This window comes from Aliivibrio sifiae (genome assembly GCF_002954715.1).
GTDB lineage: Bacteria > Pseudomonadota > Gammaproteobacteria > Enterobacterales > Vibrionaceae > Aliivibrio > Aliivibrio sifiae.
In genome coordinates, this window is sequence record NZ_MSCP01000001.1 from 618,138 (window position 1) to 632,230 (window position 14,093).

General features: G+C 38.4%; 15 protein-coding genes. 11 read left to right on the forward strand and 4 right to left on the reverse strand.

What is annotated here, in order from left to right; genetic code table 11:
- The first annotated feature begins 1 nt into the window (after position 1).
- The 4 genes from menB to BTO23_RS02805 all read left to right on the forward strand — a co-directional run bounded on the left by menB (position 2) and on the right by BTO23_RS02805 (position 4,232).
- A complete protein-coding gene (gene menB, locus BTO23_RS02790; protein WP_060991384.1) occupies positions 2 to 868 on the forward strand; it encodes a 1,4-dihydroxy-2-naphthoyl-CoA synthase in 867 nt (288 codons plus the stop codon).
- A 77-nt stretch (positions 869 to 945) separates the two neighbouring features.
- Entirely contained in the window at positions 946 to 1,920 is a 975-nt protein-coding gene (gene menC, locus BTO23_RS02795) for an o-succinylbenzoate synthase (protein WP_105062895.1), read from the forward strand.
- Positions 1,908 to 3,308 carry an o-succinylbenzoate--CoA ligase gene (menE, locus tag BTO23_RS02800; RefSeq protein WP_061030122.1) on the forward strand — a complete coding sequence of 467 codons (1,401 nt, stop codon included), beginning with the start codon at positions 1,908 to 1,910 and terminating at the stop codon, positions 3,306 to 3,308. Before menC ends, menE begins: the two co-directional genes overlap by 13 nt.
- A gap of 117 nt (positions 3,309 to 3,425) precedes the next feature.
- Positions 3,426 to 4,232 (forward strand): crotonase/enoyl-CoA hydratase family protein, encoded by an 807-nt coding sequence (locus tag BTO23_RS02805; protein WP_105062896.1) that lies wholly within the window; start codon positions 3,426 to 3,428, stop codon positions 4,230 to 4,232.
- Positions 4,233 to 4,271: 39 nt separating this feature from the next.
- On the opposite strand, the gene BTO23_RS02810 is transcribed toward BTO23_RS02805, so the two are convergent.
- Positions 4,272 to 6,140, reverse strand: coding sequence for an MFS transporter (locus BTO23_RS02810; RefSeq protein ID WP_105062897.1), 1,869 nt, complete (start codon positions 6,138 to 6,140; stop codon positions 4,272 to 4,274).
- Between the two features lie 23 nt (positions 6,141 to 6,163).
- Positions 6,164 to 6,763 carry a TetR/AcrR family transcriptional regulator gene (locus tag BTO23_RS02815; RefSeq protein WP_060991379.1) on the reverse strand — a complete coding sequence of 200 codons (600 nt, stop codon included), beginning with the start codon at positions 6,761 to 6,763 and terminating at the stop codon, positions 6,164 to 6,166.
- A gap of 223 nt (positions 6,764 to 6,986) precedes the next feature.
- Between BTO23_RS02815 and BTO23_RS02820 the strand changes: the two genes are divergently transcribed.
- Positions 6,987 to 7,880: a Tim44 domain-containing protein gene (locus BTO23_RS02820; protein WP_061002840.1), complete on the forward strand. Its 894-nt coding sequence runs from the start codon at positions 6,987 to 6,989 to the stop codon at positions 7,878 to 7,880.
- 148 nt (positions 7,881 to 8,028) lie between these two features.
- A complete protein-coding gene (locus tag BTO23_RS02825; RefSeq protein ID WP_060991377.1) occupies positions 8,029 to 8,259 on the forward strand; it encodes a TIGR02647 family protein in 231 nt (76 codons plus the stop codon).
- 16 nt (positions 8,260 to 8,275) lie between these two features.
- Here BTO23_RS02825 and BTO23_RS02830 read toward each other — a convergent pair whose 3' ends face one another.
- Positions 8,276 to 8,527 carry a YkgJ family cysteine cluster protein gene (locus tag BTO23_RS02830; RefSeq protein ID WP_045102448.1) on the reverse strand — a complete coding sequence of 84 codons (252 nt, stop codon included), beginning with the start codon at positions 8,525 to 8,527 and terminating at the stop codon, positions 8,276 to 8,278.
- A gap of 159 nt (positions 8,528 to 8,686) precedes the next feature.
- Between BTO23_RS02830 and BTO23_RS02835 the strand changes: the two genes are divergently transcribed.
- Entirely contained in the window at positions 8,687 to 9,127 is a 441-nt protein-coding gene (locus BTO23_RS02835; protein WP_060991835.1) for a YcgN family cysteine cluster protein, read from the forward strand.
- A gap of 665 nt (positions 9,128 to 9,792) precedes the next feature.
- On the opposite strand, the gene BTO23_RS02845 is transcribed toward BTO23_RS02835, so the two are convergent.
- Positions 9,793 to 10,458, reverse strand: coding sequence for a glycosyltransferase family 25 protein (locus BTO23_RS02845; RefSeq protein WP_060991376.1), 666 nt, complete (start codon positions 10,456 to 10,458; stop codon positions 9,793 to 9,795).
- Between the two features lie 592 nt (positions 10,459 to 11,050).
- Between BTO23_RS02845 and BTO23_RS02850 the strand changes: the two genes are divergently transcribed.
- The 4 genes from BTO23_RS02850 to BTO23_RS02865 all read left to right on the forward strand — a co-directional run bounded on the left by BTO23_RS02850 (position 11,051) and on the right by BTO23_RS02865 (position 14,001).
- On the forward strand, positions 11,051 to 11,350 hold the full coding sequence (locus tag BTO23_RS02850; RefSeq protein WP_060991375.1) for a hypothetical protein: 300 nt from the start codon (positions 11,051 to 11,053) through the stop codon (positions 11,348 to 11,350).
- Between the two features lie 251 nt (positions 11,351 to 11,601).
- Entirely contained in the window at positions 11,602 to 12,441 is an 840-nt protein-coding gene (locus BTO23_RS02855; protein ID WP_060991374.1) for a 2OG-Fe(II) oxygenase family protein, read from the forward strand.
- Positions 12,442 to 12,604: 163 nt separating this feature from the next.
- Positions 12,605 to 13,096, forward strand: coding sequence for a GNAT family N-acetyltransferase (locus BTO23_RS02860; RefSeq protein ID WP_060991373.1), 492 nt, complete (start codon positions 12,605 to 12,607; stop codon positions 13,094 to 13,096).
- Between the two features lie 89 nt (positions 13,097 to 13,185).
- Positions 13,186 to 14,001: a 5'-methylthioadenosine/S-adenosylhomocysteine nucleosidase gene (locus tag BTO23_RS02865; protein ID WP_105062898.1), complete on the forward strand. Its 816-nt coding sequence runs from the start codon at positions 13,186 to 13,188 to the stop codon at positions 13,999 to 14,001.
- Positions 14,002 to 14,093: the final 92 nt, after the last annotated feature.

Genomic DNA, 14,093 nt, shown 5'->3' on the forward strand with positions numbered 1-14,093 from the left:
CATGGCAAGAACTGTTGGCATTTCAGAACAAGAACTTTACGCTCCAGTAGATTGGACAGATTGCACAGCGCAATACGAAGACATTCAGTACCATAAATCAACAGATGGCATTGCGAAAATCACTATCGCACGCCCGCAAGTGCGTAACGCTTTCCGCCCCGGTACAGTTAAAGAGATGATTGATGCACTAGCTGATGCTCGTTATGACGAGAAAGTTGGCGTTATTATTCTTACCGGTTTAGGTGAAGACGCGTTCTGTTCAGGTGGAGATCAGAAGATCCGTGGCGATTACGGCGGTTATCGTGATGATAGTGGCACACACCACTTAAACGTGTTGGATTTCCAACGTCAGATCCGTACTTGTCCAAAACCAGTTATCGCAGCAGTAGCAGGTTACGCTGTTGGTGGCGGTCACGTTCTGCATATGATGTGCGACTTAACTATTGCCGCTGAAAATGCGCAATTTGGTCAAACAGGCCCTAAAGTTGGTTCTTTTGATGGTGGTTGGGGCGCGTCTTACATGGCTCGTATCGTTGGTCAAAAGAAAGCGCGTGAAATCTGGTTCCTTTGTCGTTTCTACGATGCTCAAGAAGCATTGGATATGGGTCTAGTAAACACGGTTGTTCCTGTTGCTGATTTAGAAAAAGAAACGGTTCGTTGGTGTCGTGAAACACTGCAACACAGCCCAATGGCGCTACGTTGTCTAAAAGCTGCATTAAATGCAGACTGTGATGGTCAAGCTGGTCTTCAAGAGTTGGCGGGTAATGCAACCATGATGTTCTACATGACAGAAGAAGGTCAAGAAGGTCGCAACGCGTTTAATGAAAAACGTCGTCCTGATTTCGACAAATTTCCTCGTAATCCATAAGCGATACGATCACTTATCTTCATAAGTTTGAGAGGCTCGATTGAGTCTCTTTTTTCTTTTATTGGTTGGAGTAACAGATGAAAACAGCCAAGATATATCAGTACCAACTCCCTATGGACAGTGGAGTTATCCTTCGTGAACAACGTCTTCAACAACGAGATGGATTGGTTATTGAACTAAGTGATGGAACACGTTTTGGTAAAGGGGAAATATCCCCTCTGCCTGAATTTAATCAAGAAACCTTAGAGCAAGCACGTGAAGACTTACAGTCAGTAACTCAAGCTTGGCTAAATGGTGAAGAATTAGATCTAGATGCGAATTGTCCGTCAGTTGCATTCGGCTTTAGTATGGCATTATTAGAGCTTGAAGGTGGCTTGCCACAAGAAGGTAACTATCAGGCTGCTCCTTTGTGTTCTGGTGACCCTGATGATTTGGTTGTTAAACTGAATGAAATGAGTGGCCGAAAAATAGCAAAAATTAAAGTCGGATTATATGAAGCGATCCGCGATGGTATGGTCGTTAATATGTTCTTAGAATTGATCCCAGACCTTTCTTTGCGCCTTGATGCGAATCGTGGCTGGACACCGAAAAAAGCAGAACAGTTTGCTAACTATGTGAATCCGCAATTTCGTTCTCGTATTGAGTTCTTAGAAGAGCCTTGCCAAACACCAGAAGAAAGTCTTGAGTTTGCTAAAGCGACAGGCATTGCGATAGCTTGGGATGAAACGGTACGTGATGATGGTTTTGAAGTAACGGCACAAGAAGGCGTAAAAGCCATTGTGATCAAACCGACAATGGTAGGTTCTGTTGCTAAATGTATCGAACTTATTGAGCAAGCTCACCAATTGGGAATGCAAGCGGTGATCAGTTCGAGTATAGAATCAAGCTTGGCATTAACACAGCTTGCACGACTTGCTGCTTGGAAAGCACCAGATACGATCCCGGGATTAGATACGATTGATTTGTTTAAGGCACAATTGGATACGGCATGGCCTAATTGTTCATTGCCAATGACTACTTTATCAGAGCTTAACGTCGTATGGGAAAACTGATCTCACCACTCTTCACTACATGGCCTTGGATTAAATGGGGTGAAGAGCGTGGACTGGAAATAGCACTTCGTGATGGGATTAACGTATGGACATGGTCTGAAGTACTAACGCAGATTAACCGTTATGCTAATGGTTTATTACAACAAGGCGTTAAACGTGATGATGTTGTTGTTGGCGTCGGTAAAAATAGCATTGAGTTGATTTGGCTTCAGCTCGCGTCGATTCGTATTGGTGCTCATTTTTCGGCGATCAACCCGAAAACGCCAATGAATCAATTGCATCAACTTGTAACCAGTATTTCAGCGAAGCATATTTGGTTTGGTGAAGGACAGGAAAGCATTTCGGGGACGTGGCATCATCTGCAATTAATTAATGCGGATTATGGTGTTATTGCAACGACATGGCAACCAACTCGTTTAGCCACGTTGACCTTTACGTCAGGTTCTACTGGTTTGCCAAAAGCGGTTGCTCACAGCGCGAGTAATCACTTACATTCAGCCTCTGGATTATTAAGTTGGATGCCGTTTGACACTTCGGATTCTTGGCTTCTATCACTGCCGTTATTTCATATATCAGGTTTAGCTATTGTGTGGCGTTGGTTACTTTCAGGTGCCACATTAGTATTGCCAACAGAAGAAGGGTTACTGAATGATCTGTCTGGGGTAACTCATGCCTCATTAGTTCCAACTCAATTGCAGCGCATTCTTGCTAATGGTGATGCATCTCGTCTGGCTCTAAAGCGTATTTTACTTGGTGGTTCAGTTATTCCAACCGAATTAACGGATGAAGCTAAAGAAAATGGCATTGAGTGTTGGTTAGGTTATGGCATGACAGAAATGTCTTCCACAGTGACGGCTAAGTTGGCAGATGGCCTCTCTGGTGTTGGTCATGTACTTCCTTATCGTGAATTGCGTATTGAAAAAGGGGAGGTATTGGTTCGAGGTGAAGCCTTAGCATTAGGTTATTATCGTTCGGCTGGGATTATGAGTATTACTAATGAAGATGGTTGGTATCAAAGTAATGATCTTGGCCATGTTGAAGGGGCTGAGCTTCATATTCAAGGTCGTGCAGATAACATGTTTATTTCTGGTGGTGAAAATATCCATCCAGAGAAAATAGAAAAAGCCTTATTAGTTCATGCCGATATTGAACAGGTTATTGTGGTTGATATGCCTGATGAAGAGTTTGGTCAGCGTCCAGTCGCGGTAATTAAGAGCGTTAATATCATTGATTGTTCAACGTTAACCGATTTTCTTCAAGGTAAGCTAACGTCATTTGAACACCCTGCTCGTTATGAAAATATGCCAGAAGATTTACTTGGCACTGGTATTAAAATCTCGCGCCAAAAGGTGAAAGAATGGGTTCATTCCTTACCTCTAAGTAAGTAATATATTTTTAATCAAAAGCAGTAATTACGGTTACTGCTTTTTTTTGCTTTTCAATTCATATAGCCAGTCTTTTTTAACTATACTGCTTACAGGGATAGATAGAGTTAAAGGATTACTATGAATTACCACCACATTAAAATCGAACAAAAAGGCACTATAATGATTGTTCGTTTACATCGCCCCGAAAAATTAAATGCAATAAATTACCCTATGTTTGATGAGTTGATTCATATTAGCCATCGTATAAAAAATGATAGAACCATTAGGGCGGTAATTCTAACGGGAAGTGGTGATAACTTTAGTTCAGGGCTTGATTTTAATTCCATAGTGAAACAAAAATCTCATGCAATTAAGCTGCTTTTTAAACTTTGGCCTGGTAATGCGAATAAAGCACAACAAGTGAGTGCTAATTGGCGTACGCTTTCGGTTCCTGTTATTGCCGCTATTGAAGGGTATTGCTGGGGAGCAGGATTACAAATTGTACTTGGGGCTGATTTTCGTATTGCCTCACCTAGCGCGAATTTATCCATTATGGAATCGAAAATGGGTTTAACCTCAGATATGGCGGGCTCACTAACGCTTAGAGAAATAATGTCGAAAGATAAAGCGATGAAAATAAGTATGTGCGCAACTCAGTTGGATGCATCAACGGCATTAGACTATGGATTAATTACTGAAATACAGGCTCTGCCATTAGAAGCCGCTATCCAATTAGCACACCAAATATCTCAAACTTCGCCAGATGCTATCGCAGCCACAAAACACATTTATAATCGTTATTGGAATGCTCCAAAATGGAAGTTGTTAGCTTACGAGAGTTACAGTCAAATCCGGATTTTAATTGGCAAGAACTTTATACAAGCCCAATACGCGTTAAAGAAAAAAACGCTACCAATGTTTAAGAATAGGCAACGTTTTTGGTAGGTTCATGTTATTGGCGGTGTATTTAATTAAATCTAGCTCTTACTGTTTTTCACCGCGTAATTGAGATACTTTTTCTCTCATCAGTGTTGAGGATGCATTATATGGCAGCACGGGCTCTCCGACTGCCACTTCTATTTTTGACCAACAACGACGTGGTCGTTTTAATATCGCTTTTCCACCATATCGACTAAATAAACTACCCCACAGACCACGCAATGCCATTGGGATAACCGGTACTGGTGAGCGCTTTAAAATAATATCTATCCCTCGTAAAAATGGTCCCACTTCACCATCTGAAGTTAATACCCCTTCAGGGAAAATCAATACTATTTCATCATTAGTCAGAGCTTCTTCTATACCCAAAAAAGCACGTCGAATTGAGCCGCTTTTAGTACCATTAATTGGAATGACTTTAGTGATACGGAAAAAATATTTCACCAAAGGTAATTCAGCGTATTCCTCTTCCATAACAAATCGAATAGGGCGAGGACAAGCGCCACTTAAAATAAAGGCATCCATATAAGTGATGTGGTTACAGACTAATAAAGCCCCACCTTTTTCAGGTAAATTCAGCAATCCTTGGTGTTTAACGCGGTACAAAGTATGTGTTAGTACCCATAATAAAAAGCGAATGACAAAAACAGGCACTTTATAGAATAAGAAGAGAGCGACAATACCATTTAATACGGCGAGCAAAATAAAAAACTGTGGTATAGAAAGATTTAAAATAGATAAGCACACAATACCTAAAATTGCGCTAGCAACCATGAATAATGCATTATAAATATTATTAGCAGCAATGATTTGTGAGCGGTGCTTAGCTTCAGGGCGTTTTTGAATCAGAGTATATAAAGGAACAATAAACAAGCCACCAGATACCCCTAAAAAGAGTAAATTAATAAAGACAGGTAATAAATCAGGGTGCAATAGAATGGTGGTAAAGTCAGTAACATCAACTGGTGATGTTGGTGTATATAACGCAAGGTTTAAGCCAAAGATAGTAATGCCTAAGCAACCTAAAGGAATGATCCCAAGCTCGACTCTGTGTTTTGATAATACATCACACCCAAGTGACCCTATTGCAATACCAATAGAAAATAGAGCCAATAAGATGGTTACCGTAATGGCATTATCATTGAGATGTATATGTGTAAAGTTTGGGAATTGAGTTAGGTAACTTGCACCAAGAAACCAAAACCAACTGATCCCCATAATAGAAAGAAAAACTGCAGGGTCTTTTTTTGCGATACGAAAAGTCTGTTTTGTTTGCTTAATCGGTTGCCATTTAAAACGTAAATCTGGAGCAACAGCTTCTGCATAAGGGATTGAACGGCTAGCGAGATACCCTAATATAGCAAATAGAACAACAGCACCTGCTGCGATGTATTCTGAATGCTCTTGTGAGGCGATAAATCCTGCGGCAATAGTACCGAATAAAATAGCGAGAAAAGTACCAGTCTCCACTAAAGCATTACCAGAAACGAGTTCTTCATCTTTTAATTGTTGAGGAAGAAGGGCGTATTTAACAGGGCCAAAAAAAGCCGATTGGGTACCCATTAAAAATAATAGAATTAGTAGTAAAGTGTAATCTTTAAGAATAAAAGCAAGTGCGCCAAACAGCATAATGATGATTTCAGCGATCTTTACTTTTCTAATAAACGCTGATTTTTCATATTTATCAGCAAGGATCCCAGCAGGTGCTGAAAAAAGAAAGAAAGGGAGAATAAATAAACCAGCAGCAAGGTTAATAAATAAATTAGAAGAGATGGGTAAACTATCTACACTGGCAAAAGCGACAAACAATAGCAGCGTATTCTTATAGATGTTGTCGTTAAATGCGCCTAAAGATTGGGTCAAGAAGTAAGGTAGAAATCGACGTTGAGTTAAGAGCTTGGCTTGCTTCGCCATGAAAAATCCCTTTAATTACAAAGCTAGTGTTGCTTCCATTGGTTAATATAGTTCAATAGTAGATTATCAATGAGCAGATGACCATCGATAGGTGTTGATGAAAATAACAGATCGTCTAAACTTAATAACGTAATTCCATGAACACTAGCCCAAATAACACGACTGCTTTGCTCTATGTTACTTTGAGCCTTAGTTGGATTAATGGTCTTAATGATCTCTTCAAGCACTCCCATCATTTGGTTAATACGATTTTCTTGCCAATCAGGTAAGGCCTCACCATTCATATTATGTTGAAACACTAAACGCCAACGATTAGGGTGTTGCTGGGCAAAGTCATAATAACAATAGGCAATGGCTTTTAGTGCTTCTTCTGGCGTGGCACTGTTTTCTAACCCTTGATTAACCTGCAACATAATCTCATCTAAAGTTTGAGCAATAGCGCGCAGCAGCAATAAGTTATAACTACCAAAAATATTAACTAGTGTACTCGGTACGTAGCCAATGCTTTTTGCTAGTTTTCTTAAGCTAAGTTCGTGATGACTATGCTCACCAAGAAATACCTTTACATTCTCTAAGGCCATGTGGCGTATTTCGTGGTGGGTATGGTCGTTTCTGCGAGCCATATAAACCTAATTAGATAATTATGAACAATGTTCTTAATTTTAAATGTATCTGTCAATTCTTCAAGTAAGAGTTTTATCAATTAGGGCACAAAGCACAATGTTGAGAATAAAATAGAGGATTTTTAACACTCTGAAACATACTCGTGTATTTTAATGCTCCCAATATGAAGCGAGGCAGGCTATTATCAGGTCAAATTATTTTAATATAGTAAAGGAATAGACAATGAAACGTCTTTTATCTATTGCTGCCCTAATGTTTGTTTTTGTTCTTTCTGCTCCTCACGCAGAAGCAAAGAAATTTGGTGGTGGTAAATCATTTGGCAAGAGCTTTAAAACAGCACCTGCGCCAAAGCAAAAACAACAAAATACAAATACGATTGGTAAACAAGATACAGCTAAAGGTGCATCAAGTAAAAAAGGCTTAATGGGTGGATTACTTGGCGGTCTTCTTGTTGGTGGTCTTTTAGCATCAATCTTTGGTGGCGGTGGCTTTGAAGGTATCCAATTTATGGATATTATCATTATGGCGGGTGTTGCATTTGTTCTGTTTAAGCTTTTTCGTATGTTTATGGCATCAAAAGCGAGCAGCATCAATCAGAGGCAAGGGACCGCGTATGCTGGTCCACAAGCATCTAACAATGAGCAACCAAGCTTCCGTGATAACCAACAGTACTTCCAAGGCGAACAAGCGCAACCACAAGCGACAGGTGGCTTTGGTGTTCCTAAAGCTGATGAAGTTCCGCATAATTACCCGCCGGGTTTTGATCTACAAGGTTTCATTAATGGTTCTCGTGAGCATTACCGTATTTTACAAGGCGCTTGGAATCATAACCAACTTGAAACGATTCAAGAATATGTATCAATCAGCCTTTACAATGATTTAGTTCAAGAGCGCGCAAACCTTGAAGGTGAGCAACATACTGACGTAATGTTTGTTGATGCAGAAGTGGTTCGTGCTGATCATGATGCAAGTCGTGCCCAACTAAGCTTGCAATTCTCAGGTCGTTACCGTGATTCAGTTGAAGGTATTGAAGAAGCAATTACCGATATCTGGCACTTAGAGCGTGATCTTACACAACCAGATGCACCATGGTTGATTATTGGTATTCAAGCTTAACGCTTAAAATTATTGATAATTTGATTAAAAAATATCCTCATAGAGAGTAATCCTATGGGGATTTTTTATAGGTGTGATCTAGCTCTGTTTTAATCTGTTAAAGACAGTCTATGCTGAATCCAGTTAACAAAATAAGAGAGATAAAATTATGCCATTTAATAAAGACATCGTTGAAGAAATGAACCTTCTCAAGCAATTTCCACTAGAAAGCACTCAAGCGGGTTTAAAAGTTCATTCAGACGCAGCACCCGAAGCAATCAAAGCAATGAAGCGTCTTTTCGAGAAAGGTTTGGTAACACAAGAGGACGGTGGCTACTTAACAAGTCACGGTACTGAAATTTCAGAGCAAGTACAAAACGTAGTTCGCGTTTTATCGTAACTTCTACGTACAGAAGTTAGAGCGTCATTGACTCTAGTTCAGTGATGGTTTGAATAGCTTGTTCAGGTGTTGAACCACATACATCAGGGCAAGCTTTAAATTGATGGCATACCTTTGGGCGTTCTGCCTTACCAAACAGTTTACACAAGTTCTCATCATTTAATTGCACACAACGTACACCTGCAGGTTTTCCATCAGGCATTCCCGGAATAAATGAAGTAATACTTGGGGCTATGCAGCAAGCACCGCAATATAATCTACATTCCATACATCATCTCATTGCATCAATTAAAGGATGCGCAAAATAGCACTCTTCCCCTTTCAGGTCAAAAGAACTCCTGATTCTTATTAGGTGATAGGTAAACCGCTTGCACTTTTAGCGCAAGATGGGTATAAAACCGCCTCTTCCCATAACGAGTGTAAAGCAATGACTGAGCAATTTTGGCAACAAAAAAAATTAGAAGAAATGACAGAACAAGAGTGGGAATCTCTTTGTGACGGCTGTGGGAAGTGCTGTTTACACAAATTAATGGATGAAGATACAGATGAAGTTTACTACACCAATGTTGCGTGTAGCTGGCTAAACAGCAGAACTTGTTCATGTAAAGATTATCCTAAGCGTTTTACTTCTGGTGAAAATTGCTTAAAACTAAGTCGTGAAAACATCGCAGAATTTAACTGGTTACCTGTCACTTGTGCATATCGTCTATTGGCGGAAGGTAAAAACATTCCTGAGTGGCACCCATTGATTACTGGCTCGAAATCAGCAATGCATGCGGCTGGTGAAAGCGTAAGAAATAAGGTTGTTTATGCAATTGACGTGAAAAATTGGGAAGATCATATTACAAATCACCCTCATAGAAACTAAGTAAATCAAGGCTTTTTAGAGGGTTATGTTTTCCTGTTCAATGAATAACCCTCAATTTATATTATATATTATGAATGTCTGTCGCCATTTTGTCGCCACTAAAAATGGCGACATTTTTATAGGTGGAATAGGGGGTAGTTAGTTACAGCATTTTTCTTATAAATATCTTCATAAAGCGCCTCATCAATCGGTACTGTGCGGTTTTCCTCTCTTCGTCTTTGTATGCGTAATTTTGTATTTACTGAGCTGTGAGTCTTTTAGGTTAGCTATTTCTAAAAATTGACCACCAGTGGCAAGGCTGACTTTTACTACCTTTAAAATGTAAAGGTGTTGATACTAAGCTAGGCTAATACAAAGGAGAGATTTACTTATTATTCATGGGTTAATAGCACATTAGTAGACAATAAAAACATCGTATATATCAATTAAGTGATGAAATTTATCGTGTCCTAAGCGGTTGAAGAGGGATGAACAAGCCACGCTTGAGGTGTAAGTATTGGCAACAATAATGGTAATTTAAAATGGGTATCTTTTACCTTAATCGGTATGACTTCATTTTGTTATTAAATAGAGCATTTATTTATGCATGAATATAAAATCCAAAGGAATTAAGAATAAAAAGTCCTTGATTATAAGGACTTAATTTAGCTCGTTTTTATGAAAAATTAAAGCTTATACTTTCTCTTATTTAACATTCTTATTATTTTGTATTTAATGCTTTTTGTTTTTTTTGGTAAATCTTTTTGCGCTATTGTCACAATGGATTTTCTCGGCATTCTAGAACCAATAACAGTATTACTACAAAATGGTGAAATTCCAGATAATAGACGTTTGGTAATCCAAGTATCTATTTGCATTGAATAGCCTGTTTTACTAGCTCTAGATAGTAGCATATCCGCAAAATATGGCGTTATTCCATAAATATATAGCGGAAAAAATCCATGTGTTTTTATGAATGATTCAGTAGAACTTTCACGCCAACCCGTTTCAGAAAATGAAACCATTCCGAGTTTAATTGTTTCACATCTTATAGCATCTAACATTATACCTTGATGTATGAGAGCATTATCTTCAATAATTATTGCAGGTTCTAAATCGTCAACAACTCGACTCCACGCTGATGTATGAGCTTTCCAAGCCCCAAATTGTCCAGTAGAAAGCTTTCTCGATTTAAAAGACAATTGTCTGTCGCCGTAAGTTAAATTTTCTATTTTTAAATTATCTATCGATTCAGAATAAATAAATTCAAACTTTAAATTAAGACTATTTAATTGTCTTTCCATCATTGACATTCGGTCTTTGTTACCAGTCGTTAAAATATATATTTTCATTATTACCCTACGAATTATTATTTTTGTTTTGAAACTTTACATTTGCTTAGACAAATATGTTATTTATATCTTTTCATGAAATCTAGAATCCCAATTAATCGGTAGGCCCGCATAGAAATTGGCTGATTTTTATTCGCTTTTGTGAAAAATTTAGTTTGAGTAATCAATGATATCTTTTACGCTTAAAAAAACAACATCGACGTTGGTTTTTCTACATCATGCATATGAGGCTGACATCAACATAACCTTTAGTTTCTACGTTATTATTAGCTTAAACTTATAATTTGAATTAAGTATGTGAAAGGAGCAAATTGTACGTATTGATATAGATTGTTTAACAAGAGATAAAAAGAATCTGACCGTGTTAGATGCGCCCTAGAAACGGTTGACAAGTTGTCGAGTTAGCTTCGTTTAAGTTCTTGGTATATAATTCTCAAATGAGGCATCTTATATGATGCCAAAACACTAATTATTGAGATGTAGTCACTGTTGCGATACTTAATTTATAATAGAGGACTAACCCATTGTTAAATATTGAATTTAATGTATGTGCTCAGTGTGACCATATCACCAATCACCCGCACAGAAACTGATGACTAACAAAGCAAAAACACAAAAACCTGATCGTAAAACTGCGATGCTTAACATCATTGAATTGGTGAAAGCGGATTTTCCATTTGATGCGCCTGAAGCTCAAATATGTGGTGATACGTGTGTAGGCTGTCCACGTAAGTTGATTGAGTTGGTGGAAGGTGAGTTGTTGTATTGGGAGTCTTACGTTCAGCGTGGAGAAACCCCTAATTTTTCAGAGATCGAAAGTTTTGCAAAGTTGTGTAAAAACGTTCGTCGTGGTTTAGTTAGAAATGGGATTTTAGAACCGCTACCAAGATAACGTCATACCATCAAAATTTAAAACATTACCCGCTATTGTCAATCGATAGCTGGGTAATATCCCTCCATGTATTTTCTTTTTGTTATCTTTAGTGTTGTTGCACGGAATAGTTGTGTTTCCATCTGTAAACGAGTTGTTGCCTATTTTTAGACATTAACGCTTGAGGCTCTGTGTCCATCTTAATACAATTTACCTGCTCATTATAAGAAACACATTATAAAACCCAGTCAGCCAACAATAAGATAATAATTATGAAATTAGAAGCAATTGATTACACTGCTGAGAATGCAGCCGAGCTGTTTGTTAAATCACTGCGTGAGACAGGCTTTGGTGTATTGAAAAATCACCCAATTCAACAAGAGCTTGTACAAAGCATCTATGATAATTGGTATGAATTCTTTAATAGTGATGAAAAAGAAAACTTTCAGTTTAATGTAGAAACTCAAGATGGTTTTTTTCCTGCTTCTGTATCAGAAGTTGCGAAAGGACACACTAAAAAAGACATCAAAGAGTACTACCATTATTACCCAACAGGTCAATGTCCTGCTCAATTGAAGACTCAAATTCAAGAGTATTACGATAACGCGAATGTACTTGCCGCTGAGTTATTGTCTTGGGTTGAAAAATACTCACCGGAAGATGTTTCAGCATTGTACTCTCAATCGCTTTCTAGCATGGTTGAAAACAGTGATAAAACATTGCTTCGTGTATTGCATTACCCGCCATTAGAAGGCGATGAAGAGCTTGGTGCGATTCGAGCTGGAGCACATGAAGATATTAATTTATTAACGGTACTTCCTGCTGCTAATGAACCAGGTCTACAAGTAAAGAGTAAGAAAGGTGATTGGTTAGATGTCCCATGTGATTTTGGTAATTTAATCATTAATATTGGTGATATGTTGCAAGAAGCATCAGGTGGTTACTATCCATCAACTACACACCGAGTAATTAATCCAGAAGGTGCAGATAAAACGAAATCTCGTATCTCATTGCCTTTATTTTTACACCCAAAGCCAGAAGTAGTGCTGTCTGAGCGCCACACCGCAGACAGTTACCTAATGGAGCGTCTGCGTGAGTTAGGCGTGATTTAACTTATTCAATTTGTTTGATAAGAAGCGAGTGACCTAAGTTACTCGCTTTTTTTATGTCAGTGTGAGCTAGATTACACCTTAATCGTGACTTTGTGGTGATACGCTCAATCAGGTATTACTATTTTTCTATAATAAAGTGAGTTCAAAAAGGGAGGGTTTAGATATGGAATATCGCATTGTTGATATTACTAGTGAACATGATAATGATATTTGCTACATCATTAAAAATGTTGGTGTTGAATTTGGTGCTGTTGGAGAGGGATTTGGCCCAGCTGACGATGAAGTATTAGAAATGAGCCGTCATTATAATCCAGAGGAAAGAAGCAAATATCTCATTTTATTACTTAATGGCAGAGTTGTGGGAGGCTGTGGCTTAGCCCCATTTAATGGTAGTGAAACAATATGTGAATTACGTAAACTATTTTTATTACCTGAAGCTCGAGGCAGAGGTTTTGGTAAAACTATCGCTGGAAAAATTTTAGCATTTGCCGATAAAATAGGTTTTCATCAATGTTATTTAGATACGCTTTCAAGTATGAAATCAGCAATACATTTATATGAAGAGCTTGGATTTAAACGATTAGCGAAACCAATTGAAGGAACAGAGCATAATGGGTGTGACGTGTGGATGCTTAAAACCTTTACAAAAGAGTAAATAGGTAAAGCAAACGTTTGCTTTTAGGGGTTATTCCTGTATTATCCGCCAAAATTTTTAATCATAAAAATGCTAATTAGGATATATACATGTCATACCTTCGCTATTTATTTACGAGTTTATTTGTGCTTTTCTCATTTTCAGCATCAGCATCAGCAAAGCCAATTGTCTTACAAGGGGCGATGGATATTGAAGTGAATTATATGGTGGAGCAGTTAAAAGATGCACGAGCAGTTACTTTTGGTTCTTGGACGTTTTGGAAAGGCACGATAGATAATTACCCAGTGGTTGTATCTAGAACAGAAGTCGGCATCGCAAATGCGTCCGCATCAACAACACTAGCGATTGAAAAATTCTCTCCAGAAATGATAGTTAACCAAGGGACTTCAGGAGGGCATGATCCTGAGCTTTATCGTGGTGATATCGTATTAGCAACGAAAAGTTTCAATATGGGAGCGAACCGCTCTGAGTTTTCTAAAGAGGAAGAGGGCATTCAGCCTGAGAAATGGAAAAACTTCACAGTAACTATGCGTTTAAGAGAAGATAATAAATTGATTGAGCACGATGCGTTTTATTCAGCACCAGATCTTGTTGATTTTGCCTATGAAAATGTAAAACATCCAGGGAAAGGAAAAGTAGTGAAAGGCGTGATTGGTACTGCCGATGAGTGGAACCGAGAGGTGGCTAGAATTAATTGGTTGCACAAAACATATCAAACGGCGGCAGAAGAAATGGAAAGTTCATCAGCAGCTCTAGTGGCTGAGGCATATAAAGTTCCATTCATTGGTATTCGAATTTTATCGAACACGGATTTGCATAACCAAGATTTTGACCCTGAGACAGCGGTGACTAATCAAAAATACGTTATTGATTTTGTGAAACAATGGATTGCAAAGCAGAAGTAATCAGCAGATACAAAAAAGCCCCAGCATTTCTGCTAGGGCTTTGAATGTGGTGGAGGGATAGGGATTTGAATGCTACACCTATCAACTAAAAG

Bases quoted from the DNA above. Each gene is read 5' to 3' on its own strand.
- BTO23_RS02805 (WP_105062896.1), top strand. From the start codon at position 3,426: ATGAATTACCACCACATTAAAATCGAACAAAAAGGCACTATAATGATT.
- menE (WP_061030122.1), top strand. From the start codon at position 1,908: ATGGGAAAACTGATCTCACCACTCTTCACTACATGGCCTTGGATTAAA.
- BTO23_RS02835 (WP_060991835.1), top strand. From the start codon at position 8,687: ATGACTGAGCAATTTTGGCAACAAAAAAAATTAGAAGAAATGACAGAA.
- BTO23_RS02865 (WP_105062898.1), top strand. From the start codon at position 13,186: ATGTCATACCTTCGCTATTTATTTACGAGTTTATTTGTGCTTTTCTCA.
- BTO23_RS02825 (WP_060991377.1), top strand. From the start codon at position 8,029: ATGCCATTTAATAAAGACATCGTTGAAGAAATGAACCTTCTCAAGCAA.
- BTO23_RS02820 (WP_061002840.1), top strand. From the start codon at position 6,987: ATGAAACGTCTTTTATCTATTGCTGCCCTAATGTTTGTTTTTGTTCTT.
- BTO23_RS02855 (WP_060991374.1), top strand. From the start codon at position 11,602: ATGAAATTAGAAGCAATTGATTACACTGCTGAGAATGCAGCCGAGCTG.
- BTO23_RS02850 (WP_060991375.1), top strand. From the start codon at position 11,051: ATGACTAACAAAGCAAAAACACAAAAACCTGATCGTAAAACTGCGATG.
- BTO23_RS02845 (WP_060991376.1), bottom strand. From the start codon at position 10,458: ATGAAAATATATATTTTAACGACTGGTAACAAAGACCGAATGTCAATG.
- menC (WP_105062895.1), top strand. From the start codon at position 946: ATGAAAACAGCCAAGATATATCAGTACCAACTCCCTATGGACAGTGGA.
- BTO23_RS02815 (WP_060991379.1), bottom strand. From the start codon at position 6,763: ATGGCTCGCAGAAACGACCATACCCACCACGAAATACGCCACATGGCC.
- BTO23_RS02810 (WP_105062897.1), bottom strand. From the start codon at position 6,140: ATGGCGAAGCAAGCCAAGCTCTTAACTCAACGTCGATTTCTACCTTAC.
- BTO23_RS02860 (WP_060991373.1), top strand. From the start codon at position 12,605: ATGGAATATCGCATTGTTGATATTACTAGTGAACATGATAATGATATT.
- menB (WP_060991384.1), top strand. From the start codon at position 2: ATGGCAAGAACTGTTGGCATTTCAGAACAAGAACTTTACGCTCCAGTA.
- BTO23_RS02830 (WP_045102448.1), bottom strand. From the start codon at position 8,527: ATGGAATGTAGATTATATTGCGGTGCTTGCTGCATAGCCCCAAGTATT.